The sequence below is a fragment of the Paracidovorax valerianellae genome (assembly GCF_900102625.1).
In the GTDB taxonomy this organism is placed as follows: domain Bacteria; phylum Pseudomonadota; class Gammaproteobacteria; order Burkholderiales; family Burkholderiaceae_C; genus Paracidovorax; species Paracidovorax valerianellae.
In genome coordinates this window covers 269,748-291,103 of sequence record NZ_FMZC01000003.1, presented here as the reverse complement: position 1 = coordinate 291,103, position 21,356 = coordinate 269,748, and the positions used below count along the sequence as shown (strand labels likewise).

21 protein-coding genes are annotated in these 21,356 nt (G+C 67.6%); 15 read left to right on the top strand and 6 right to left on the bottom strand.

Translation table 11 applies throughout. The features are described 5' to 3' along the window. Positions 1-32 precede the first annotated feature (32 nt). Together BLT03_RS06680 and kefC are read right to left on the bottom strand one after the other, a co-directional pair. Positions 33-4,220 (bottom strand): DUF4132 domain-containing protein, encoded by a 4,188-nt coding sequence (locus BLT03_RS06680; RefSeq protein ID WP_092741565.1) that lies wholly within the window; start codon positions 4,218-4,220, stop codon positions 33-35. A gap of 84 nt (positions 4,221-4,304) precedes the next feature. Next, a complete protein-coding gene (gene kefC, locus BLT03_RS06675; protein ID WP_092741563.1) occupies positions 4,305-6,200 on the bottom strand; it encodes a glutathione-regulated potassium-efflux system protein KefC in 1,896 nt (631 codons plus the stop codon). 159 nt (positions 6,201-6,359) lie between these two features. Here kefC and BLT03_RS06670 point away from each other — a divergent pair, with 159 nt between their 5' ends. The 3 genes from BLT03_RS06670 (at position 6,360) to BLT03_RS06660 (ending at position 8,341) form a co-directional block, all read left to right on the top strand. Continuing rightward, positions 6,360-6,998: a LysE family transporter gene (locus BLT03_RS06670; RefSeq protein WP_092741561.1), complete on the top strand. Its 639-nt coding sequence runs from the start codon at positions 6,360-6,362 to the stop codon at positions 6,996-6,998. A 164-nt stretch (positions 6,999-7,162) separates the two neighbouring features. Continuing rightward, positions 7,163-7,780, top strand: a complete 618-nt coding sequence (locus BLT03_RS06665; protein ID WP_092741559.1) for a nucleotide-binding protein — start codon at positions 7,163-7,165, stop codon at positions 7,778-7,780. A gap of 96 nt (positions 7,781-7,876) precedes the next feature. Next, complete coding sequence (locus tag BLT03_RS06660) at positions 7,877-8,341, top strand: MaoC family dehydratase (RefSeq protein WP_092741557.1); 465 nt, start codon at positions 7,877-7,879, stop codon at positions 8,339-8,341. Between the two features lie 117 nt (positions 8,342-8,458). Here BLT03_RS06660 and BLT03_RS06655 read toward each other — a convergent pair whose 3' ends face one another. Then, the gene (locus BLT03_RS06655) at positions 8,459-8,776 is read right to left on the bottom strand and encodes a DUF4148 domain-containing protein (protein ID WP_092742009.1); all 318 of its coding nucleotides are present in this window, start codon (positions 8,774-8,776) and stop codon (positions 8,459-8,461) included. Positions 8,777-8,986: 210 nt separating this feature from the next. Between BLT03_RS06655 and BLT03_RS06650 the strand changes: the two genes are divergently transcribed. Then, entirely contained in the window at positions 8,987-9,943 is a 957-nt protein-coding gene (locus BLT03_RS06650; protein WP_092741555.1) for a LysR family transcriptional regulator, read from the top strand. 39 nt (positions 9,944-9,982) lie between these two features. On the opposite strand, the gene trmL is transcribed toward BLT03_RS06650, so the two are convergent. Together trmL and BLT03_RS06640 are read right to left on the bottom strand one after the other, a co-directional pair. Then, positions 9,983-10,444, bottom strand: a complete 462-nt coding sequence (gene trmL / locus BLT03_RS06645; protein ID WP_092741553.1) for a tRNA (uridine(34)/cytosine(34)/5-carboxymethylaminomethyluridine(34)-2'-O)-methyltransferase TrmL — start codon at positions 10,442-10,444, stop codon at positions 9,983-9,985. A 78-nt stretch (positions 10,445-10,522) separates the two neighbouring features. After that, a complete protein-coding gene (locus tag BLT03_RS06640; protein WP_092741551.1) occupies positions 10,523-11,245 on the bottom strand; it encodes a ComF family protein in 723 nt (240 codons plus the stop codon). A 37-nt stretch (positions 11,246-11,282) separates the two neighbouring features. Here BLT03_RS06640 and BLT03_RS06635 point away from each other — a divergent pair, with 37 nt between their 5' ends. The 7 genes from BLT03_RS06635 (at position 11,283) to BLT03_RS06610 (ending at position 17,428) form a co-directional block, all read left to right on the top strand. Beyond that, positions 11,283-12,188, top strand: coding sequence for a methyltransferase domain-containing protein (locus tag BLT03_RS06635; RefSeq protein WP_092741549.1), 906 nt, complete (start codon positions 11,283-11,285; stop codon positions 12,186-12,188). Between the two features lie 468 nt (positions 12,189-12,656). Beyond that, a complete protein-coding gene (coxB, locus tag BLT03_RS06630; RefSeq protein ID WP_092741547.1) occupies positions 12,657-13,826 on the top strand; it encodes a cytochrome c oxidase subunit II in 1,170 nt (389 codons plus the stop codon). A 33-nt stretch (positions 13,827-13,859) separates the two neighbouring features. Next, positions 13,860-15,500 (top strand): cytochrome c oxidase subunit I, encoded by a 1,641-nt coding sequence (gene ctaD / locus BLT03_RS06625; protein ID WP_092741545.1) that lies wholly within the window; start codon positions 13,860-13,862, stop codon positions 15,498-15,500. 13 nt (positions 15,501-15,513) lie between these two features. Next, positions 15,514-15,624: a cytochrome oxidase small assembly protein gene (locus BLT03_RS24670; protein WP_217640146.1), complete on the top strand. Its 111-nt coding sequence runs from the start codon at positions 15,514-15,516 to the stop codon at positions 15,622-15,624. Positions 15,625-15,645: 21 nt separating this feature from the next. Next, positions 15,646-16,272: a cytochrome c oxidase assembly protein gene (locus BLT03_RS06620; protein WP_434802338.1), complete on the top strand. Its 627-nt coding sequence runs from the start codon at positions 15,646-15,648 to the stop codon at positions 16,270-16,272. Further along, on the top strand, positions 16,269-16,487 hold the full coding sequence (locus tag BLT03_RS06615) for a DUF2970 domain-containing protein (protein WP_092741541.1): 219 nt from the start codon (positions 16,269-16,271) through the stop codon (positions 16,485-16,487). Before BLT03_RS06620 ends, BLT03_RS06615 begins: the two co-directional genes overlap by 4 nt. A 59-nt stretch (positions 16,488-16,546) precedes the next feature. Then, on the top strand, positions 16,547-17,428 hold the full coding sequence (locus BLT03_RS06610; RefSeq protein ID WP_092741539.1) for a cytochrome c oxidase subunit 3: 882 nt from the start codon (positions 16,547-16,549) through the stop codon (positions 17,426-17,428). 111 nt (positions 17,429-17,539) lie between these two features. Here BLT03_RS06610 and BLT03_RS06605 read toward each other — a convergent pair whose 3' ends face one another. After that, on the bottom strand, positions 17,540-17,761 hold the full coding sequence (locus BLT03_RS06605; RefSeq protein ID WP_175537684.1) for a twin transmembrane helix small protein: 222 nt from the start codon (positions 17,759-17,761) through the stop codon (positions 17,540-17,542). 15 nt (positions 17,762-17,776) lie between these two features. On the opposite strand from BLT03_RS06605, the gene BLT03_RS06600 reads away from it, so the two are divergent. Genes BLT03_RS06600 through cyoE form a run of 4 tightly spaced genes read left to right on the top strand, consistent with a single transcriptional unit; the run spans position 17,777 to position 21,354 of the window. Next, on the top strand, positions 17,777-18,547 hold the full coding sequence (locus tag BLT03_RS06600; RefSeq protein ID WP_092741535.1) for an SURF1 family protein: 771 nt from the start codon (positions 17,777-17,779) through the stop codon (positions 18,545-18,547). Further along, on the top strand, positions 18,489-19,241 hold the full coding sequence (locus BLT03_RS06595) for a redox-active disulfide-containing membrane protein (RefSeq protein WP_175537682.1): 753 nt from the start codon (positions 18,489-18,491) through the stop codon (positions 19,239-19,241). The genes BLT03_RS06600 and BLT03_RS06595 overlap by 59 nt, the downstream gene beginning before the upstream one ends. Continuing rightward, entirely contained in the window at positions 19,241-20,446 is a 1,206-nt protein-coding gene (locus BLT03_RS06590) for a COX15/CtaA family protein (protein ID WP_092741533.1), read from the top strand. The genes BLT03_RS06595 and BLT03_RS06590 overlap by 1 nt, the downstream gene beginning before the upstream one ends. After that, entirely contained in the window at positions 20,443-21,354 is a 912-nt protein-coding gene (gene cyoE / locus BLT03_RS06585; protein WP_092741531.1) for a heme o synthase, read from the top strand. Before BLT03_RS06590 ends, cyoE begins: the two co-directional genes overlap by 4 nt. The last annotated feature ends 2 nt before the right edge of the window (positions 21,355-21,356 follow it).

Genomic DNA, 21,356 nt, shown 5'->3' with positions numbered 1-21,356 from the left:
AGGAAAAGCGAGGGGCAGCCAGCGATGGCCGGTCAGGCGCGAAGTCCCTCCAGGTCGCGGATCAGCTCGCTGGCGGAGATGGCGTCCAGGCGGCCGATGGGCTCGGCATTCTGCAGTTCGCCCCAGGCGGAAGGCTTGCCCACCTGCACTTCGCCCAGCTCCTGCTCGGGGTATTCGTCCACCATGCCCACGATGATGCCGGGGTCCAGGTGCAACTCGATCACGTGGGCGGCACCCAGCGGCTTGGTGAAGTACCAGATGCCGCCGCCGTCCTGCGCCTGCCCGCGGCGCCAGCCCTTGTTGACCAGGCCCAGCACGCGGCCCGTGGGCACCTTGGCCTTGGTCCAGCGCGAGAGCTTGATGTCCGCCTTCTCCGCCTCGGTCAGCGTGTAGGTGTCGCGGCCGATCTGCGGGAATGGCTGCAGCAGTTCGTAGTCCGCGAAGATCTGGCCGAAGGCCGCGGCGTCCTCGGGCGACAGCTCCAGCGCATGCGGAACGCCGATGCGCACCTGCGTGCCCTCCGGGATATCGAACGCATCGTCCTCGGCCGTGGTGGCGCTGCCGTCTTCCGCCACGCGAAAACAGGCCGTGAGCCGGCCGCCGTAGCTGCCGCCATCTTCCACCTCGTACACGCCCCAAACCAGGCGCTGCACGATGTGGCGCACGAGCGGGTGGCCGGCGAGGAAGGCACGGAACACCTCCGGCGTCCAGCGCCGGCGCGCGCACATGGCCACTTCCAGGCGCAGCAACTGCTGGCTGGCGATGGTGCGCGCGTCCTTCTTGAGCAGCTTGAAACGCTCCACGGCCTCCGCCGAGAGGGCGGGGTCGTCGGTCTTCTTCGGCTTGGGCAGGTCCGGCAGGCGCGCGCCGTCGCTGCCGTCCACCGAGACCTCGCGCACATAGGGTTTGAGCGTCTCGTCGAAGCCCACCTTGAAGGCCCTCGGACCGAAGTCGAGCCGCAGCGTGCCCTGCGCGTCCAGGCCCAGGTCGGGCGCGAGGCGGTCCTCCAGCTCCTCGGGGCTCAGGCCACGCGCCTCGGCGATGGCGGCGATCTTCTCGCGTGCCTTGTCCTGCAAGCCCTTGAACTTGATCTTCTGTGCGATGCCGTTGAGCAGCATCAGCGCGACGTCGGTCCCGATCTGCGCGAGCACGTCCAGCCCCGTGACGGCGCGCGCATGGGCCGACTCGCCGGGCCAGGCGCGGATGAAGGGCGTGAGCCGGCGGGCGGTGTCGTCGGTGCCCAGCAGGCCCAGCGCGGTCAGCGCCCAACCCTCCTTGGACGGGCCGCCTGCTTCGAGCCAGGCGCCGAATGCATCCCATGCAAAGTCGGCCAGCGAATCGGGCGTGCAGGCCTCGCGCACCACCGCGATGCCGGCATACACCTCCTCGCTCGTGGGGAAGGTCAGCATCTGGCCGAGCGCGTCGAGCGCTTCGTCGGGCAGTGCCTTGCCGCGCCCCGGACCGTCTTGCAGCACTGGGCGGCGCCAGCCGCGCGGCTGCCAGAAATCGGGCAATTTGGCGCGCTTGGTCGGGAAGCGGTCCAGCGGGCTTTCGTCGAGCACGGTGTTCAGCACCTGCAGGACCGCATCGTCACCGTAGCGGCCTGCCACCTCCATCAGAAGTGCCCCGTTGCCCTGCGCATGCAGCAGCCGCAGGGCGGCGCCCGCGCAGTCGCGCGCCTCGCCCGCTTTGCCCAGGGCCGGAGCGATGAGCGCACAGGCTGCGTGCTCGGGGTATTTCAGCAGCCAGGCGCGGCCAGCGTCGCGCGCGGTCTTGAGCTTGGCGAACGCGCGCGCGGCCGTGGGTGCGATCTCCACAGCACCGTAGTGCATCGCCCAGGCCAGGTTTTCGGCCGGCTTCGCGCGCACCATGGCGGCGAGCGCCGGCAGCGCGGGCAGGCCCAGCTTGGCGATGGCATGGCCCACGCCGTAGCCCTCGGCCTCGCCCGCCACGGCATTCCAGAACGGCGCGGCGAGCGCTGGAGGCAGCGTGGCCACGGCCACGCAGTCGAAGGAATACCAGTAGTAGCGCTCGCGCTTGCGCTCGGCCAGCATGGCGCGCCATGCCGCGATGAGCGCATCGGCGTCTCCCGCCCGGATGGCGCGAGCGGCCTCTTCGCCGTGCGTACTGAGCTTTTTTTTCTTGGTCGTGTCGAAGCCCAGCAGATCCACCATCTCCGCCACGTCCTGCGCCGCCTTCGCAAAGCGGCTGAGCTGCCACGAGTTGAGACGCTGCGCCTCTTCGCGTTCGCCGGGCGCCCATTCCTCGACGGGGGCCAGCGGCAGCGGCTCGATCGACAGCACCGCCGCGGTCTTGCGCGCGGTCTTCGCGAGCCAGGGCGGATCGGCGAGAACGGCCGGCAATTCTTCGCGGGCGGCCACCTCGGCCGGGCCGGTGAGGAGAGCCAGTTGCCGGTCCACGGCAGCCTGCGCGGCGGCATCCAGCCAGGGGCGCAGCAGCGGCACGCTCTGCCCGTGCGCACGCAGCAGGCGCGAGAGCATGGGCGTGAGCAGGCCTGCGTCCTTTCCATCCGCGGCCACCAACCGCGAGAGGGCCGCGATCGCCGCGAGCGGCCAGCGGTCCGCCGCCAGGGACAGGCGCGCCAGAGCGCCCTTGGAGCCGCTGGCGGCCTTGGCCAACGCATGCACGGCCTCGGGAGTGCCGAGGGCGGCCAGCGCTTCGCCGGCGGCCTCCTCGTCGGCCCCGCGTTCCAGCACCGCCACCGCACCGGTGCCGCGTTCGCGCACGGCCGTCGCCACCATGCGCCTGTTGCCCCAGAAGCCCTCGGAGTAGCCCAGGCGCGTCTTCGCGGCCAGCGCGAGCGCGGTGGGGTCCGTGGCTGTGAGCAGCAGCCAGTGCAGGGTTTCGGGCACGTCCTTCTCGGCGGCGAGCCGATGCGCCAGCGCGTCGGAAACCGCAGGCCGGTCGGGCAGCAGCAGCGCCATCGCCGGCTGCCGGCTCGGATGCAGAGAAGGCAGGGCGGCCTCGATGCGGTCCGCACAGGTCTCCCACTCGGCCTGTGGCGCGGCCGCGAGATAGCGGCGGAAGGCCTCTTCGCCCTCACCCAACGGCCCGCGCCATCCGTTGCTCATCGGGCGGGTGACGGTGGCGGACAGGTGCGCACGGCGCTTCTTGATCGTCGAGTCGTAATCGTTGGTCGTCTCCAGGCGCTGCGATGCCATCAGGAGGTCGACGGCCCCCGGCAGTCCGTACTGCGCCACGAGGTAGTCCGCGATGGCGTCGGCCGGGTCGTTCTCGCCGTAGTAGCCCGAACTGGCCAAGGCCAGCGCGAGCAGCGCCGTGTCGGCCTCCGCATCGGCATCGACCGTGTGCAGGTTGAGGCGGTCGATGGTGCGCTGCAGCGGATCGCGCAGGGGGGCGTCGGTGCTCGCCAAATCGATCAGGAAGTTGCAGCTGCTGCGCACGCGCTTCCATGCCTGGGGCAGCGCAACGGCTTTTGTTTCCTGGGGGAAACGGCGCGAGGCGTAGGTCTCGCGCTCCATCTGGGGCGTCAGGCGCACAGGGTCGCCCTGGGCCAGCCAGGGCGGCACCGCGCCGGGCCCGCCATCACCGGCCGGGGCATCGGTGGTCGCTGCTGCTGGCGGCGTGGTCGCGGCCACAGCCGCCGCTTCGGCGAGCAGGGCCTGGGCGAGGGCTGGCGCGCGCTTGCCGACCTGCGCGGTCGTGCCCCAGCCCGTCAGCAGGCCTTCGGATTTCAGGCGCTCGAATGCCATCGAGGCGCCCTGGTCGCTCACGCCGTGCTGGCGCTTGAGCACCGCGGCCGAGAACACGTCTTCTACCTTCATCGCACCCTCGGCCAATTGCGTGCAGAAGGCTGCGAAAACACGATCGCACTGCGCGTCCAGGCTTTCCGCCGGGGCGGGAACCGGTGCAGGAGCGCTGGCGGCAATGGAGGGCTCGGCACCGTCCGCAGCCGCCTGTCTGGAAACGGCCTGGGGCGCGGCCGCCTTGGCGGCGGGCGCCGGCGAGGCGCCGATGGCAGCGCCCGGGGCCACGCCGACTTCGCTGTAGCCCTTGTTCGTTTTCTCGGTGACCAGCTTGGTCAGCGCCGCCGACGCCTTTGCGGCGTCGGCGAACGATTTGGTCTGGCTCTGGCCGGCCGTGCCGATGCGGCCCCACCGGATGTTCAGGTCGGAGCCGGAGGGCTCGATCTCCCAGAATTTGCTGGAGTTTCCTTCGATCATTTCGAAACGGCGCATGGGGTCGTGTGTCCTTTCGCAAACGGGTCTTGGGGGATGGGCCGGCGGTCGCGGCGCGGACCGCGGCCGCCGGTTGAAAAAACGTCAGGCGCTGCCCGGCGGCAGGCCGGTGCGCTGCGCGGGCGGGGCATGGCCTGCGGCGTCCGCCATGGTTTCCGCATCCGCCGCAGCGGATGCGGCTTCCTGCCGCTCCTTGGCCATCTGTTCCACCAGCTGCTGGCGGCCTTGCCGCGCAACGGCGATGAACTTCTCGTGGTTTTTGTGGTGCGGGTACATGCGGTTGGCCAGGTCGATGTTGTGTTCGCGGAACCGGTCCGCCACGCGCAGAGCGTCTTGCGCCGGCAGGCCCATGAGTTCCAGCACCGTGCGGGCGGTCTTCAGGCTGGACTCGAATAACTCGCGTTCGACATGCTCCACGCCCAGATCGCGCAGCGAGTTCCAATGGCTCACGTTGCGGGCTCGGGCCACGATTTTCAGATGTGGAAAGTGAGCGCGCGCCAACGCGGCGATCTTAATGGACTGGCTCGCGTCGTCCACCGCGATGACGAGGATGCGGGCCTGTGCAGCTCCCGCAATGCGCAGTAGCTCCAGCCGCGTGGCGTCGCCGTAGAACACGCGGTAGCCGAAGGTGTGGGCCACCTCCAGCATCTCCACGCTGTGGTCCAGCACGGTGGTCGGCACGGCTTGCAGCAGCATGGTGCGCGCGACGATCTGCCCGTAGCGCCCGAAGCCCGCGATGATGACGGGCGCCTCCTGCGGCTCTGAGATCTTGGCCGCCGCCGGCACATCGGTCTTGAGCCGCGCATAGCGGCGCAGCAGCACGCGGTCCAGCAACACCAGCAGCAGCGGCGACAGCAGCATCGACAGCGCCACGGCGCCGATCAGCAGCGACGCGGTGGCGGCCGGTATCGCGCCTGCCGTCGACGCCGCCTGAAACACGACGAACGCGAACTCGCCGCCCTGCGCCAGCAGCAGCGTCATCACGGGGCGCTCCTGGTACGGCGTGCCGGTCACCCGTGCCAATGCGTAGATCACCACGCCCTTGATGGCCAGAAAACCGAGCAGCACCAGGGCCATCAACCCCGGAGAGCGCATCAGCACGCCGAAGTCGATGGACATGCCCACGGCCATGAAAAAGAGCCCGAGCAGCAGGCCCTTGAAGGGCTCGATATCGGCCTCCAGCTCGCGCCGGTATTCGCTGTCGGCCAGCAGCACGCCGGCAAGGAAGGCGCCCAGCGCCATCGACAGGCCCACGATCACCATCAGCCAGGCGATGCCCACCACCAGCAGCAGCGCGGCGGCGGTGAAGATCTCCGGCGTCTTGCTCTTGGCGATCCAGCGCAGCACCGGGCGCAGCAGCAGCCGCCCGCCCAGCACGATGCCGCCCACCACGCCCACGATCTTGGCGGCCTCCAGCAGCAGGTCGGGCGAGGCGTGGGGGGCCGCATCGCCTGCGGCGGCCGCGCCCAGCAGCGGCAGCAGCGCCAGGATGGGAATGGCCGCCACGTCCTGGAACAGCAGGATCGAGAACGCCTTCTGTCCGCTGTCGGTGCGCATCAGGTTGCGTTCGTTCAGCGACTGCAGCGCGATGGCCGTGGACGACAGCGCCAGCCCCAGCGCGCCCACCAGCCCCACGCGCCAGGGCAGTCCGCACGCCCAGGCCGCGAGCCACAGCAGCGCCGCACAACCCAGCACCTGCGCGCTGCCCAGCCCGAAGATCGGGCGGCGCAGGCTCCACAGCCGGCTCGGCTGCAGCTCAAGTCCCACCAGGAACAGCATCAGCACCACGCCGAACTCGGCGAAATGCAGGATGTCCTGCACATTGCTCACCAGGCCCAGCCCCCACGGGCCGATGGCGATGCCGGCCGCCAGGTAGCCGATGATCGCTCCCAGCCCCAGCGCCCGCGCGATGGGCACGGCCAGCACAGCCGCCCCGAGATAAAGAAAACCGTAGGTGAGCCAGGTGGGTGCGTGGGCCATGGAGGATCGAAAGAGGGATGGGGAAAACGTCGGGGCGGCGGCGAGGCGGCAAGGCTGCCGGTCCATGGACGGTCCTGGCGCCAAGCGGGCCGTCCATTCTGGCATCGGTAAGATCGGCGGCCTCCCGTTCCTTTCATCTTCTTTCTTTTCGGTGGACCCATGGACCTGCACACCTGGCTGGCTTTTCTGGCGGCGGCTTGCCTCATCGCGATCTCGCCGGGCTCCGGCGCCGTGCTGTCGATGAGCCACGGGCTCTCCTATGGCGTGCGAAAGACCGGCGCCACCATCCTGGGCCTGCAACTGGGGCTGCTGCTGGTGCTGGTGATCGCCGGGGCGGGCGTGGGCTCGCTGCTGCTGGCCTCTGAGACGGCCTTCAGCGCGGTCAAGATCCTCGGGGCGTGCTATCTCATCTATGTGGGCATCGCCCAGTGGCGCTCGGGCGAGGCTTCGCCCCTGCAAGGCGGCGAAGCGGCGCCTGCCGGCCCCTGGCAAAAGCGCTGCCTCACCGGCTTTCTGACCAATGCCACCAATCCCAAGGGCATCATCTTCATGGTGGCGGTGCTGCCCCAGTTCATGACCGACGCGCGCCCGCTGTGGACGCAATTGCTCGCCATGGCTGCCACCATGGTGGTGGTGGACATGGCCGTCATGCACGGCTACGCCGCTGGCGCGAGCGCCATGCGCCGCCTGCTGCGCAGCGCTCGCGCCATGCGGGCACAGAACCGCGTGTTCGGCGGCCTGCTGGTGGCCGTGGGCACGGGGCTTTTCTTCGTCAAGCGCGGCGCCCAGCATGGCTGAATGCACCGCCAAAAGAATGGTCGAATGCGTGCTATAAAAAATATAGCTATGTGCCCTAGTGGAATATGCGCTGGAAGGGTTTTTGATGCCCATGTTTCATTCCAGCCCCGGGCGGCGCTACCATCGCCACCGCCATCCCAACTTCTGACACCGAGGAGCCGTGTATGCCAGTGATCGCAGTGGCCAATCCCAAGGGCGGCGTGGGCAAATCCACGCTCTCCACCAACATCGCCGGTTACTTCGCCAGCCAGGGCCACGCCGTGGTGCTGGGCGATGCCGATCCGCAGCAGTCGTCCCGGCTGTGGCGCGGCCTGCGGTCCCCGGCCGTGCGCCCCATCGGCGACTGGCCAGTGCAGCCCGACGCCATCGGCCGCCCACCCAAAGAGTCCAGCCATGCGGTGCTCGACACGCCAGCGGGCCTGCACGGCGCGCAGCTGAAAGAGGTGCTCAAGCTCGCCGACAAGGTGATCGTGCCGCTGCAGGCGAGCGTGTTCGACATCTTCGCCATCCGCGGCTTCCTGGACGAGCTGGCCGAAAGCCGCCATGCCGCCAACACGCAGATCGGCATCGTCGGCATGCGCGTCGATGCCCGCACCATCGCAGCCGACAAGCTGAACGAATTCGTCGAAAGCCTGGGCCTTCCGGTGCTGGGCCAGTTGCGCGATACGCAGAACTACATCCATCTCGCAGCGCAGGGCCTGTCGGTTTTCGACGTGTCGCCCAGCCGGGTCGCGCGCGACCTGGAGCAATGGCAGGGCATCTGCCGCTGGCTCGATCAGTAATCGGTCGCCTATAGCCACGGCGCGGCACGGCACGGCGCTGCACCGCTGTCGCGCGCCCGACAACGCGCGCGGCCCACCCGGGCCTAAAGTGCGCGCATGAAAACCTTCCAGATGTATTCCGAAGTGGCGGCTTGCGTGGGCAGCGAGGTGGCGGTGACCGACTGGATCACCATCACCCAGGCGCAGATCGACCTGTTCGCCGAGGCCACGGGCGACCACCAGTGGATCCATGTCGATCCCGAGCGGGCTGCGAAGGGGCCGTTCGGCGCGCCGATCGCGCACGGGTTTCTCACGCTGTCGCTGATTCCCCGCTTTTTCGAATCGGCCTTTTCCATCGCCGGGGCGCGCATGGGTGTGAACTACGGGCTCAACCGGGTGCGGTTCACATCGCCCGTCCCGGTGGGCAGCCGCCTGCGGGCGCGGCTCACGCTGCAGGCCTGCGAGCCGGCGGCGCCGGACGGCATCCAGATGACCTGGCTGGTCACCATCGAGCGCGAAGGGGCGGACAAGCCGGCGTGCGTGGCCGAGTCGCTGGCACGCAATTACGGCGCTGCGCCGTAAGCCATCGCTCACTTTCTATAGACGCCAGGGGTCTCGCACCCAACGAAAAAGGCCCGCAGGCGAGAAGCCTGCGGGCCTTTTGCATGGCACGGTCGAGCCGGCCAGGCGGGGGAGCGATCAGTGGTCGCCGCCGAAGTTGCGCTTCGACTTGGCAGCCGCCACGGTTTCGGCTTGCACTTCCTTGCGGGTCAGCACCGTTTCGTTGCTGGAGATGGCCAGGGGTGCGGGAACGTCATACCAGTCGCCGGCGCGGGGCAGGGTGCCGTTCTGGCGTGCGGCGACCAGGTCGGCCACCACGGCTTCGCGGGTCAGGCCGCTGGTGGCGGTCGAGGCAGCGGGGTAGTTGGAGCCGTCGCCTTCCACGCCGGAGGCGGCGTTGGCGGCGAAAGCGCTCAGGGCGATGGCGGCAGCGGTAGCGAGAGTGCGGTAGTTCATGATGGTGTCCTTCATTGGTTGGTGTTTCCGGGCAAGGCTGGTCTTGTTGGGGGCCGGTCTTGTCCTGCCTCGGTGGGTCCGCCTTCAGGGCTTCCTCATCGATGGGTTGAACTGTACGCAGGGTTAACCCTTTGAAAAACAGCACTCTGGGCAATGAATAATTAACGAAATCGAAATAATCGCGGCTCTTGAAATGCCGTCATTCCTGAAATGGATAGATTGCTGACGATGCGCGTGTTCCAGGCCGTGGTGGACGAAGGCGGCTTTGCGGCAGCGGCACGCGCCATGGATCTGTCCGCAGCGGCCGTCACGCGGCTCATCGCCGATCTGGAGAGCCACATCGGTGCACGGCTGCTGCAGCGCACTACTCGTCGCGTGTCGCTGACCGATGCGGGCGAGGCTTACCTGGCACGGGTGCGCACGATCCTGGCCGACGTGGAAGAGGCCTTCGCGGCCGCGCAGGCCCACACTTCCGAAATCGCCGGCGTATTGCGGCTGCATGCTCCGCCGATGCTGGCGGTGCACATCCTCGCGCCACTGGTGGAGGGGTTTCACCGGGCGCATCCGCGCGTGGTGCTGGACATCCATGTGGACTCGTCGATGGAGCCGCCCATCGGCAGCTTCGACATCACGCTGCTCAGCGACGACGCAGTGCTCGGCGCCAATGTGGTCACCCGGCCGATCGTTCGCTCAGACAGCGTGGTGTGCGCCTCGCCCGCCTACCTGCAGCGCCACGGCATGCCGCAGTCGCCCGAAGACCTGGTCCGGCATCAATGCCTGCTGCGGCGGCGCAGCGACACCAAATCAGGGGTGATGCGGCTCTTCGATCCGCGGCAGGCCGAAAAGGAAAAGGCGGTGGACATCGAAGTGCAGCCGGTCTGCGTGGCCAACCACATCGACACCCTGCTGAGGGCGGCACTCGACGGTGCGGGCCTGACCTCGCTGCCGGTCGATCTGGCCGCACCCTACCTGCGCAGCGGGCAACTGGTGCGGGTGCTGGCGCCCTGGACGGAAGGGCGGTTCACGCTGTACGCGGCTTTTCCCAGCCGCAAGTTCATGCCTGCGCGCACCCGGGTATTTCTGGACTTCATGAGCGCACACACCAAGCAGTCGGTCGAAGAGGCGCTGCAGGCCCCGTCCGCCATGGCGCAGGCGCAGGAGACTTGAGTTCTGAGGCCTTAACCATCAGCGGGCCGCGTCACCGCTTCAAAGAAAGCTGTTTTGCCGCCAGGCTTCGTACACCGTGACGGCCACGGCGTTGGAAAGATTCAGGCTGCGCTGGCCCGGAACCATCGGCAGGCGAAGCTGCTGCGCCGGCGGGAACGATTCCCGCAGTTCGGGGGGGAGGCCGCGCGTCTCGGCGCCGAACACCAGCCAGTCGCCCGCCTTGAAGCTGGTCTCATACACCGTGAGCGTTGCATGCGTGGTCATCGCGAACATGCGGGTCGCGTCGGGCTCGGCATCGCGCAAAAAAGCGGTCCAGCCCGCGTGGCGCTGCACCTCGGCGTACTCGTGGTAATCGAGTCCCGCGCGCTTCATCAGGCGGTCTTCCATGGAAAAACCCAGCGGCTCGATCAGGTGCAGCCGGCACCCGGTGTTGGCGGCCAGGCGGATCACATTGCCGGTGTTGGGCGGGATCTCGGGTTCGACAAGAACGATATGAAACATGGCGGCTATTGTCGGCATCCCCGCTGGGAGCGGCGAAAAAGCTCGTAAATAAAAGTATCGACGGCAGCGTTTCAGCGATCAATGGAGGTCGGTGCGGGCCACGACCAGTGCGGTGATGTGCACGGCGCCTGCTTCCCGCAGCACGCGGGCGGCGGCATGCAGCGTGGCGCCGGTGGTCATCACGTCATCCACGAGCACGATCCGACGGCCAGCAATGCGGGTGGCGCGGGCCGGCTCCAGCGCGAACGCACCCCGCAGGTTGCGCAGGCGGTCCTTGCGCGGCAGGCTGCTCTGGGCTTCGGTGGCCCGGGTGCGCAGCAAGGTGGCAGCGTCCGCCTTGGCCGGCGACAGGGCCCTGGCAAGCAGTGCCGCCTGGTTGAAGCCACGCGTCTGCAAGCGTTCACGCGACAGCGGAATGGGCAGCAGGCAGTCCGCCGCTTCGATCGCTGGCTCGACCCAGGGCGTGCTGCGCAGCAGCGTCGCGAGAGAAGGCGCCCAGCCAGGGTCGGCCCGGAACTTGAAATCGGCCAGGGCCTGCGCCCAGGGGTAGCCATAGCCCACCGCGGCGATGCAGGCATCCAGCGGTGGCGGCTCCAGCACGCATTGCCCGCAACGCGTCACGCCGGCCGGGACAAGCAGGGCGCAGGTCTGGCAGCGGGGCTGCGGCTGCGCGAACCGCGTGGCGCAGCCTTCGCAGATGCGCCGTGCCGGCCAGGCATGGCAGACGGCGCACTGGCTGGGCACGGCGCTCAGTGCCGCGCCGATCCAGTGCGATATCCCTGCAAGGTGCCTGTGGAGCATCGACTCAATATACTCGCCGCGACCTTCCCATCCCCCCATGCCAGAGCACCTTCCCCCCACCATCGACCCGGCCGCCGCAGCGCGCTGGCACGAAGCCGCCCCGGCCGTTTCCCCCTGGCTGCACGAAGAGGTCGCGCGGCGCATGGATGAGCGGCTGCAGTGGATCCGGCAGGCGCCGGCCGCCTGGTGCGACTGGGACCCGGTGCGCGGCGGTCTGCAGGGCCATGCCCTGGTGCGCCAACGCTATCCGCAAGCCCAGTGCCAGGTCGCAGAAACCGCCGCGCGGCTGCAGCCCGTGGCCGAGCAGGCGCTGGCCGCCCCCTGGTGGAGCCCCTCGCGCTGGGGCAGCCGGGCCCCGCGCTTCGGCCTGCCGGCGGATGGCAGCGTCAACCTGGTGTGGGCCAACATGGCCCTGCACATGGCGGCAGATCCGCAGCGGCTGATCGGCCAATGGCACCGGGCGCTGGCCGTGGACGGCTATCTCATGTTCTCCTGTTTCGGCCCGGACACCGTGCGCGAGTTGCACGCGGTCTATGCCGAGCTGGGCTGGCCGCCCGCAGGCCATGCGATGACCGACATGCACGACTGGGGCGACATGCTGGTGCAGGCGGGTTTCGCCGAGCCCGTCATGGACATGGAACACATCACGCTGACCTTCGCCACACCCGCGCGGCTGCTGCAAGAGTTGCGTGAGCTGGGCTGCAACCTGCACCCGGACCGCTTCCCGGCGCTGCGCGGCCGCCGCTGGCGCGAACGGCTCGAACAGGCGCTGGCCGACCGATTGGCCGATCCCCGGCAGGGCGGCCAGTTGGCGTTGACCTTCGAGATCGTCTACGGCCATGCCTTCAAACCCGCACCCCGTCTGCGGGTGAGCGAGAGCAGCGCCGTATCGCTGCAGGACATGCGCGCCATGCTGCAAGGGGCCAAAAAACCGGGAGCTTGAGGGTGTTTTCCCGGGGTGGGGCCGCTCCTGATCCCGATCAACGGCACGCTACAATTCTTTGCTGTTGCAGATCCGGAACTTCGGACGTGCGGCGCAATCCACGCGGCCCCCTTTGAGAGATCGCCTGTGGCGGAAGCGCCTACAGGCCGCCTCATGGTTTGTACGGGGCTGTGCCTTTGATGTCGCCGCGGGCCTTGCAATCGGGCCACGGGAACGGCATGCTGCACGGTGCAGGGCACGCGCCAACCCGCGTGCGCCCTGGGGTCAGGAGACAAAAAGCGAAGCACCACCGGTGCTTTGCATTCGATGAAACCGGGTTCATGTGGAACCCAGGCGAGCGGAGGGCCGGGGCATTGCGCCATAGCCCGGGCACGGTCTGGATGTTGGAATTCGCATGGCTTTGTGCGCCGCCCGACCCCACGCGGGGGCGCCCAGGGATTGGTTAATTGAGGCTTAGAAGTGAGAACTATGAAGAGCATTTCCAACAAGCTGGCTTCTTTGCTGCTGATGGCGGGTGCATGGGTGGGCACTGCAGCCCAGGCCGTGCAGGATCTTCCCGGTGGCCCGGCCGTCAACCAATTGAACCTGGCGCCTCCGGTCACCCGCATCGCCGAGGAGCAGCAGTTCCTGCACTGGATGATGCTCATCATCTGCACGGTGATCTTCATTGCCGTGTTCGCGGTGATGTTCTATTCGATCTGGAAGCACCGCAAATCGCGCGGCGCCAAGCCAGCCAATTTCCATGAGTCCGTGACGGTCGAGGTCATCTGGACCATCGTTCCCTTCGTCATCGTGATCCTCATGGCGCTGCCCGCCACCAAGGTGCTGGTCGCGCAGAAGGACACCACCAACGCCGATCTGACCATCAAGGTCACCGGCTACCAGTGGAAGTGGGGCTACGACTACATCACCGGCGAAGGCCAGGGCCTGGCGTACATCTCCACGCTGGACAGCAGCCACCGCCGGATGTCTGACAGCGGCAACGTGGCCAACGCCCCCGCCGACTACCTGCTCAAGGTGGACAACCCCCTGGTCGTGCCCGTGGGCAAGAAGGTGCGCGTGATCACCACCGCCAACGACGTGATCCATTCGTTCATGGTGCCGGCCTTCGGTATCAAGCAGGATGCCATCCCCGGGTTCGTGCGCGACACGTGGTTCCGTGCCGACAAGGTGGGCGATTACTACGGCCAGTGCGCCGAGCTGTGCGGCAAGGAACACGCCTACATGCCCATCCACGTCAAGGTCGTCTCCGCGGCCGACTACACCCAGTGGGTGGCGGGCGAGAAGAAGAAGGCCGCCGCCAAGGCGGACGATCCGAACAAGGTCTGGACGCTGCAGGACATCCTGCCGCGCGGCGAGAAGGTGTATGCCGCCAACTGCGCGGCCTGCCACCAGGCCAACGGCAAGGGCGCAGGGCCGATCAAGCCGCTGGACGGCTCGGCCATCGTCAAGAGCGACGACCACACCCAGCAGATTCACATCGTGCTCAAGGGGGCGGCCAACGGCGCCATGCCTTCGTGGGCACAGCTGAGCGATACCGACCTGGCCGCCGTGGTGAGCTACACCAAGAATGCTTGGTCCAACAAGACGGGGCAGATCGTGCAGCCGTCCGAGATCCTGGCCCAGCGTGGCAAATAGCCGCCAACGCCCCAACGCATTGAGGAATCCAAGATGAGCGCAGTTCTCGACAACCACGGTCACGCGGGCGGCCACGCACACGACAGCCATGACGAGCACCACCACCACGGCCCCACGGGCTGGCGGCGCTGGGTGTTCGCCACCAACCACAAGGACATCGGCACGCTGTACCTGCTGTTCTCGTTCACCATGCTCATGGTGGGCGGCATCCTGGCGCTGCTGATCCGTGCCGAACTGTTCAAGCCCGGCCTGCAGTTGGTGAACCCAGAGCTCTTCAACCAGCTCACCACCATGCACGGCCTGATCATGGTGTTCGGCGCCATCATGCCGGCCTTCGTGGGCTTTGCGAACTGGATGATTCCGCTGCAGATCGGCGCGTCCGACATGGCGTTCGCGCGCATGAACAACTTCAGCTTCTGGCTGATGATTCCTGCGGCCATCATGCTGGTCACGTCGTTCCTGATGCCCGGCGGCGCTCCGGCGGCCGGCTGGACGCTGTACGCGCCGCTCACCCTGCAGATGGGCCCGTCGATGGATGCCGGCATCTTCGCCATGCACATCCTGGGGGCCTCGTCCATCATGGGATCGATCAACATCATCGTGACCATCCTGAACATGCGCGCGCCCGGCATGACGCTGATGAAGATGCCCATGTTCGCCTGGACCTGGCTCATCACCGCGTACCTGCTGATCGCCGTGATGCCCGTGCTGGCCGGCGCCATCACGATGACGCTGACCGACCGCCACTTCGGCACCAGCTTCTTCAATCCCGCCGGCGGCGGCGACCCGGTGATGTACCAGCACATCTTCTGGTTCTTCGGCCATCCCGAGGTCTACATCATGATCTTGCCGGCCTTCGGCATCATCAGCCAGATCGTCCCCGCGTTCTCGCGCAAGCGGCTGTTCGGCTATGCCTCCATGGTGTATGCCACGTCGTCCATCGCCATCCTGTCGTTCATCGTGTGGGCCCACCACATGTTCACGACCGGCATGCCGGTGACGGGCCAGCTGTTCTTCATGTACGCCACCATGCTGATCTCGGTGCCTACCGCCGTGAAGATCTTCAACTGGATCGCCACCATGTGGCGCGGCTCCATGACGTTCGAAACCCCCATGCTGTTCGCGGTGGGCTTCATCTTCGTGTTCACGATGGGCGGCTTCACCGGCCTGATCCTGTCGATGGCCCCCATTGATATCCAGCTGCAGGACACCTATTACGTGGTGGCCCACTTCCATTACGTGCTGGTGGCCGGTTCGCTGTTCTCCATGTTCGCCGCCTACTACTACTGGGCGCCCAAGTGGACCGGCGTGATGTACAGCGAGGCCCGTGGCCGCATCCACTTCTGGGGCTCGCTCATCACGTTCAACGTGACGTTCTTCCCCATGCACTTCCTGGGTCTGGCGGGCATGCCGCGCCGTTACGCCGACTACCCCATGCAGTTCGCCGACTTCAACATGCTGGCCTCGATCGGCGCGTTCGGTTTCGGCCTGATGCAGGTGTATTTCTTCCTGTTCGTCGTGGTGCCTGCAATGCGCGGCAAGGGCGAAGTGGCGCCGCAGCGCCCATGGGAAGGGGCCGAGGGCCTGGAATGGGAAGTGCCTTCTCCCGCACCGTTCCACACCTACGAAACGCCGCCGAAGCTGGATGCCTCGGCCACGCGCGTGATCGGTTGAAGAGGGCTTTTCGATGACCCCCGAGCAAAAGAAGTCCAACCTGCGCATGGCGCTGATCCTGGCATCGGTGGCCATCGCCTTTTTCGTCGGTTTCATGGTGAAGATGGCCTGGCTGGCCCGCTGAAGGACCGAGAACGCCATGGGCATGCTGCGCACTGAAAACGCCAAGATGGTGGGCAAGCTGGCCGTGATCTCGGTCGGCATGTTCGCCTTCGGCTACGTGCTCATTCCCATCTACAAGCACATCTGCGAGATGACGGGCATCAACATCCTCTCGCTGGCCGAGCGGCAAGTACCCGGTAACGGCGTGGCCGGCCGCGACGTGAAGGTGCCCGCGAACACGCAGGTGGACAAGAGCCGCACCATCACGGTGGAGTTCGATGCGAATGCGCGCGGCCCGTGGGACTTCAAGCCCGCGCAGCGCTCGATCCAAGTACATCCGGGCGAGCTGGCCACGGTGATGTACGAGTTCCAGAACATCCAGAACCGCCGCATGGCCGCGCAGGCCATACCCAGCTATGCGCCCCGGCAGGCGGCAGCGCACTTCAACAAGCTGGAGTGCTTCTGCTTCAACCAGTACACGCTGGAGCCCGGCGAGAAAAAGCAGTGGCCGGTGGCGTTCGTGATCGACCCGCGCCTGTCCAAGGACGTGACCACCATCACCCTGTCCTATACCTTCTTCGAAGTGGGCGGCAAGACGCCGCCTGCACCCGCCACCACCGAGCCCACGGCCGCGTTGCCCGCCGGCACCCTGCAGGGAGCCGGCTCGTGAGCCCGCGCGATTCGAACGCATCGCCCGCGCGCCGCAAAGGCTCGCTGCTGCGCACGGTGCGCGCGGTGGCGTGGTCGTTCATCGGCTTGCGCAAGGGCTCGGAATACCAGCAGGACATCGAGCGGCTGAACCCCATCCACATCATCGTGGTCGGCCTGGCCGCTGCGCTGCTGCTGGTGGTCGGGCTGATCGTGCTGGTCAACTGGGTCGTCTGAGGGACGACCGCAGCCCGACGGACCCACGCATAACAACGATTTGAGATTCAGGAGCTGACATGAGTGCATCTACCCCCGGCACCACCCCGTACTACTACGTGCCCGCCGAATCGCGCCATCCGGTGATGGCCGCCGCCGGCCTGTTCTTCGTGATCCTCGGCGCAGGCCAGTGGGTCAACGGGCACGACTGGGGCAAGTATTCGCTGGCCCTGGGCATGGTGTGGTGGCTGTTCGTTCTGTACCAGTGGTTCCGCGACGCCGTGCACGAGAGCGAGGGCGGCCTGTACGGCCACAAGATCGACCTGTCCTACCGCTGGAGCATGAGCTGGTTCATCTTCTCGGAGGTGGTGTTCTTCGGCGCCTTCTTCACCGCCCTGTGGTGGGCGCGCTCGCACTCGGTGCCTGCGCTCGGCAGCCTGGACAACGCGCTGCTGTGGCCCGACTTCAAGGCCGTGTGGCCGAGCATGGCGACCGGCATGACGGCGTCGCCCGCCGGCATCGTCGAGCCCTTCCAGACCGTCGGCCCTTTCTGGCTGCCGACGATCAACACGGCGCTGCTGCTCACCTCGGGCGTCACGCTGACCATCGCGCACCACGCACTGCGTGAGAACCACCGGGGCAAGACCATCGCCTTCATGTGGGCCACGGTGCTGCTGGGCATCGTGTTCCTGTGCGTGCAGGGCTACGAGTACTACCACCTGTACACCGACCTGAACCTCAAGCTCAGCTCCGGCGTGTTCGGCTCCACCTTCTTCATGCTGACGGGCTTTCACGGTTTTCACGTGCTGATCGGCATGCTCATGCTGCTGTTCATCACGCTGCGCCTGCAAAAGGGCCATTTCACCCCTGAGAAGCACTTCGGCTTCGAAGGCGCCGCCTGGTACTGGCACTTCGTGGACGTGGTCTGGCTGGGCCTTTACGTGCTGGTGTATTGGCTCTGAGCGGCTTTCAAACCGCTGACGAAAAAAGCGCCACAGGGCGCTTTTTTTGTGGCGCCGCTGTGCAGCCCGCAGCGCCTGCACCAGGGCGCATGGGCTTTGTGCGCTGGCCGTTCAGCGGGTGGCCGGCAGACCGGTGGGTTGGATGTATCCGAGCTTCCACGCGGCCAGCAGGCACAGGAAGAGCAGAATCGACAGCCCCACGCGCACGGCGAGCGCGCGGGCCATGCGGCCGCTGCGGGCTTTGTCGTTGCGGCCGTTGCGCATCATGAAGAACAGCGCAGATCCGAGGCTCGCCAGAATGGCCAGGAAGGCCAGCACCACCACGTATTTCATGGAGCGCATTATCCCGTGACATTGGCAAGAAGCCCACTCGGCTGGCGATTCTGGCTGGTCAGCCTCGCTGCAGTGCTGGCCATGGCAGCGACGGCGTCGCTCGGGCGCTGGCAGTTGTCCCGCGCCGCGCAGAAAGAAGCCTTGCAGGCCGCCATCGACGAGCGCACGGCCCGCCCGCCGCTGGAAGGCTCCACCCTGGCCGCGCTGCCGGCGAACACTGGCGCGGACGATCCGCTGGTGCACCGCCGCGTGGTGCTGCGCGGCCGCTGGCTGCCCGAGCACACGGTGTTTCTGGACAACCGGCAGATGCAGGGCCGACCCGGCTTTTTCGTGCTCACGCCCCTGCAACTGCAGGGCAGCGCCACGGCCGTGCTGGTGCAGCGCGGCTGGGTGCCGCGCAATTTCCAGGACCGGACGCAACTGCCCGAAATCGCCACGCCGACAGGCGAGGTCGAAGTGCCCGGGCGCATCGCGGCACCGCCGTCGCGGCTGTATGAAATCGGTCCTACCGGCAGTGCCGAGGGGTCTTCCCGCATCCGGCAAAATCTAGACCTTGCGGCCTATCGCGGCGAGACCCGTCTGGCGCTGGCACCGCTCACGGTGCTGCAGACCGGGGCCGCGGGCGACGGGTTGCAGCGCGACTGGCCCGTCATCGACGCCGGGGTCGAAAAACACTACGGCTACGCCTTCCAATGGTTCGGGCTTTGCGGCCTGGTGGCAATCCTCTATGTCTGGTTCCAAATCATCCGACGCTTCTTTCGCCCACGCCGCCAGCCAGCCGCCTGACGCGCCCGAGGGTGCCCATCCGCTGGGCCTCACGGTGCACAGCCTGCCTGCCGCAGGCGGCGCCATGGCCGCCGTGCAGCAGTCCCGCCAGGGACGCTGGAAGATGCTGGGTGTGCTGTTGGTGTGCGCGGCGCCGGTGGTGGCCTCGTACTTCACTTACTACGTGCTGCGGCCCGAAGGGCGCCGCAATTTCGGCGAACTGATCGATCCGCAGCGCGCCATGCCCGCCGCCATGCCGGCGACGGCCCTGGACGGTACTACCGGCAAGCTCGACCAGTTGCAGGGCCAGTGGCTGCTGGTGAGCGTGGCGCCCGGCGCCTGCGCGGCGGCCTGCCAGAACCATCTTTACCTGCAACGCCAACTGCGCGAAAGCCTGGGCAAGGACAAGGACCGCCTCGACTGGGTCTGGCTCGTGACCGATGCCGCCGCGCCGCCGCCCGAAATCCAGCCCGGCCTGCAGAAAGCCCAGGTGTTGCGCGTGGATGCGCAAGCGCTCGCCGGCTGGCTCGCCCCGGCGGCGGGCCATGCGATCAGCGATCACCTTTACGTGGTCGATCCCATGGGCCGTTGGATGATGCGTTTCCCCGCCAGCCTGGACGCGGCCGGTGCCGCCAAGGCCAAGCGCGACCTGGAGCGGCTGATGCGGGCCTCGGCCTCGTGGGACCAGCCCGGCCGCTCGTCGGGAACGCCGTGATGCCGGACGCACAGCCGCTGTACGACCTCGCCCCACTCGCCCGCATGGCGCTGCTGGGGGCGGTGATCGCGCTCGGGCCGCTGGCCTGGGTGTGGCTGCGCAACCGCGGCACCTCGCGCGTAAGGCGGCTGCAGGCGCTTACCGTGCTCACGCTGTTTCTCACCTTCGATCTGGTGCTGTTCGGCGCGTTCACCCGCCTCACCGATTCGGGCCTGGGCTGCCCCGACTGGCCGGGTTGTTACGGCAACGCCAGCCCGCTGGGCGCGCACGCTGAAATCTCGGCCGCCCAGCAGGCCATGCCGACCGGCCCGGTCACGCACGGCAAGGCGTGGGTAGAGATGATTCACCGCTACCTGGCCAGCGGCGTGGGCATGCTCATCATTGCGCTGACCGTGGGCGGCTGGTGGCAGCGGTCTCGCGCCCACCGGCATCAGGGCCCCGCGCCCGCCATGAGCCCATGGTGGCCCACGGCCACGCTGGTGTGGGTGTGCCTGCAGGGCGCGTTCGGCGCGCTCACGGTGACCATGAAGCTGTTTCCCGCCATCGTCACGCTGCACCTGATCGGTGGGCTGGTGCTGCTGGCGCTGCTGTGCGTGCAGGCCGTGCGCGAGACCCACGCTGCACGCGGCACGCCGCCCGTGTCGTTGAGCCGAGGGTTGCGCGGACTGCTGGCAGGCACCACGGTGCTGCTGGCGGTGCAGATCGTTCTGGGGGGCTGGGTGAGCACGAATTACGCGGTGCTCGCCTGCACCACGTTCCCCACCTGCCAGGGCAGTTGGTGGCCCGACATGGCGTTTGGCCAGGGCTTTCAGATCTGGCGGCCGCTGGGCCTGCTGCAGGACGGCAGCCACATCACTTTCGCAGGCCTCACGGCCATCCACTATGCCCACCGGCTCGCCGCATATGCGGTGCTGCTGGCGCTCGGGTTGCTGGCCTGGCGCCTGCACCGCGCCGGGCAGTTGCCGGCCCAGGCGCGCTGGCTGGCCGGGCTGGCGCTCATGCAGTTCGCCACCGGGCTGTCCAACGTGGTGCTGGATTGGCCGCTGGTCGCCGCCGTGCTGCACACCGGTGGCGCTGCCGCCCTGGTCGTGGTGCTCACCTGGGCGTTGGCCGCGAGCCGCGCGGTGGGCGCGACGCACCCTTCGGCCGCCGCTGCCGGCGCCACGACAACCGCGCCCCAGGGCGCAACGAGAATCTCCGCATGAGCGCTGCCCCCGCCCCCGCCGCCCCCCATTACTCGATGCCGTCCCGCGTGGCGCAGTTCTATGCGCTGACCAAGCCCCGGGTGGTCCAGCTCATCGTGTTCTGCGCGTTCATCGGCATGGTGCTGGCCGTGCCCGGCATGCCCAGCGGCGCGCAGTGGGCGCACATGGCGGTGGCCTGCGCGGGCATCTGGCTCGTGGCCGGCGCGGCAGCGGCGTTCAACTGCATCGTGGAGCAGGGCATCGACGCCAAGATGAAGCGCACCGCCTGGCGGCCCACGGCCAAGGGCGAGCTGTCGAACACGCAGACGCTGCTGTTCTCGGCGCTCCTGTGCGCTGCCGGATCGGTGGTGCTCTACCTGTGGGTCAACCCGCTCACCATGTGGCTGACCTTCGCCACCTTCGTGGGCTACGCGGTGGTGTACACGGTGATCCTGAAGCCGCTCACGCCACAGAACATCGTGATCGGCGGTGCATCGGGCGCCATGCCGCCGGTGCTCGGCTGGTCGTCGATGACGGGCGACGTGGCGCCGGAAGCGCTCATCCTGTTCCTCATCATCTTCCTGTGGACGCCGCCGCACTTCTGGGCCCTGGCGCTCTACCGGGTGGAGGACTACCGAAAGTCGGGCCTGCCCATGCTGCCCGTCACGCATGGCAACGAATTCACGCGGCTGCAGGTGTTTCTGTACACGCTGATCCTGTTCGCCGGCTGCCTCATGCCTTTCGTGTACGGCATGAGTTCGTGGATCTACCTCGCGGCGGCCGTGGTGCTGAGCGCAGGCTTTTGCGCTTATGGATTCCGGCTGTGGCGCAACTATTCGGACGCGCTCGCCCGCAAGACCTTCCGCTTTTCCCTCATCCACCTGAGCCTGCTTTTTGCCGCGCTGCTGGTGGACCACTACGTGCTGTGATC

Coding starts and splice junctions, on each gene's coding strand:
- BLT03_RS06680 (WP_092741565.1), bottom strand. CDS start 4,220: ATGCGCCGTTTCGAAATGATCGAAGGAAACTCCAGCAAATTCTGGGAG.
- kefC (WP_092741563.1), bottom strand. CDS start 6,200: ATGGCCCACGCACCCACCTGGCTCACCTACGGTTTTCTTTATCTCGGG.
- BLT03_RS06670 (WP_092741561.1), top strand. CDS start 6,360: ATGGACCTGCACACCTGGCTGGCTTTTCTGGCGGCGGCTTGCCTCATC.
- BLT03_RS06665 (WP_092741559.1), top strand. CDS start 7,163: ATGCCAGTGATCGCAGTGGCCAATCCCAAGGGCGGCGTGGGCAAATCC.
- BLT03_RS06660 (WP_092741557.1), top strand. CDS start 7,877: ATGAAAACCTTCCAGATGTATTCCGAAGTGGCGGCTTGCGTGGGCAGC.
- BLT03_RS06655 (WP_092742009.1), bottom strand. CDS start 8,776: ATGAACTACCGCACTCTCGCTACCGCTGCCGCCATCGCCCTGAGCGCT.
- BLT03_RS06650 (WP_092741555.1), top strand. CDS start 8,987: ATGGATAGATTGCTGACGATGCGCGTGTTCCAGGCCGTGGTGGACGAA.
- trmL (WP_092741553.1), bottom strand. CDS start 10,444: ATGTTTCATATCGTTCTTGTCGAACCCGAGATCCCGCCCAACACCGGC.
- BLT03_RS06640 (WP_092741551.1), bottom strand. CDS start 11,245: ATGCTCCACAGGCACCTTGCAGGGATATCGCACTGGATCGGCGCGGCA.
- BLT03_RS06635 (WP_092741549.1), top strand. CDS start 11,283: ATGCCAGAGCACCTTCCCCCCACCATCGACCCGGCCGCCGCAGCGCGC.
- coxB (WP_092741547.1), top strand. CDS start 12,657: ATGAAGAGCATTTCCAACAAGCTGGCTTCTTTGCTGCTGATGGCGGGT.
- ctaD (WP_092741545.1), top strand. CDS start 13,860: ATGAGCGCAGTTCTCGACAACCACGGTCACGCGGGCGGCCACGCACAC.
- BLT03_RS24670 (WP_217640146.1), top strand. CDS start 15,514: ATGACCCCCGAGCAAAAGAAGTCCAACCTGCGCATGGCGCTGATCCTG.
- BLT03_RS06620 (WP_434802338.1), top strand. CDS start 15,646: ATGCTGCGCACTGAAAACGCCAAGATGGTGGGCAAGCTGGCCGTGATC.
- BLT03_RS06610 (WP_092741539.1), top strand. CDS start 16,547: ATGAGTGCATCTACCCCCGGCACCACCCCGTACTACTACGTGCCCGCC.
- BLT03_RS06605 (WP_175537684.1), bottom strand. CDS start 17,761: ATGAAATACGTGGTGGTGCTGGCCTTCCTGGCCATTCTGGCGAGCCTC.
- BLT03_RS06595 (WP_175537682.1), top strand. CDS start 18,489: ATGTCTGGTTCCAAATCATCCGACGCTTCTTTCGCCCACGCCGCCAGC.
- BLT03_RS06590 (WP_092741533.1), top strand. CDS start 19,241: ATGCCGGACGCACAGCCGCTGTACGACCTCGCCCCACTCGCCCGCATG.
- cyoE (WP_092741531.1), top strand. CDS start 20,443: ATGAGCGCTGCCCCCGCCCCCGCCGCCCCCCATTACTCGATGCCGTCC.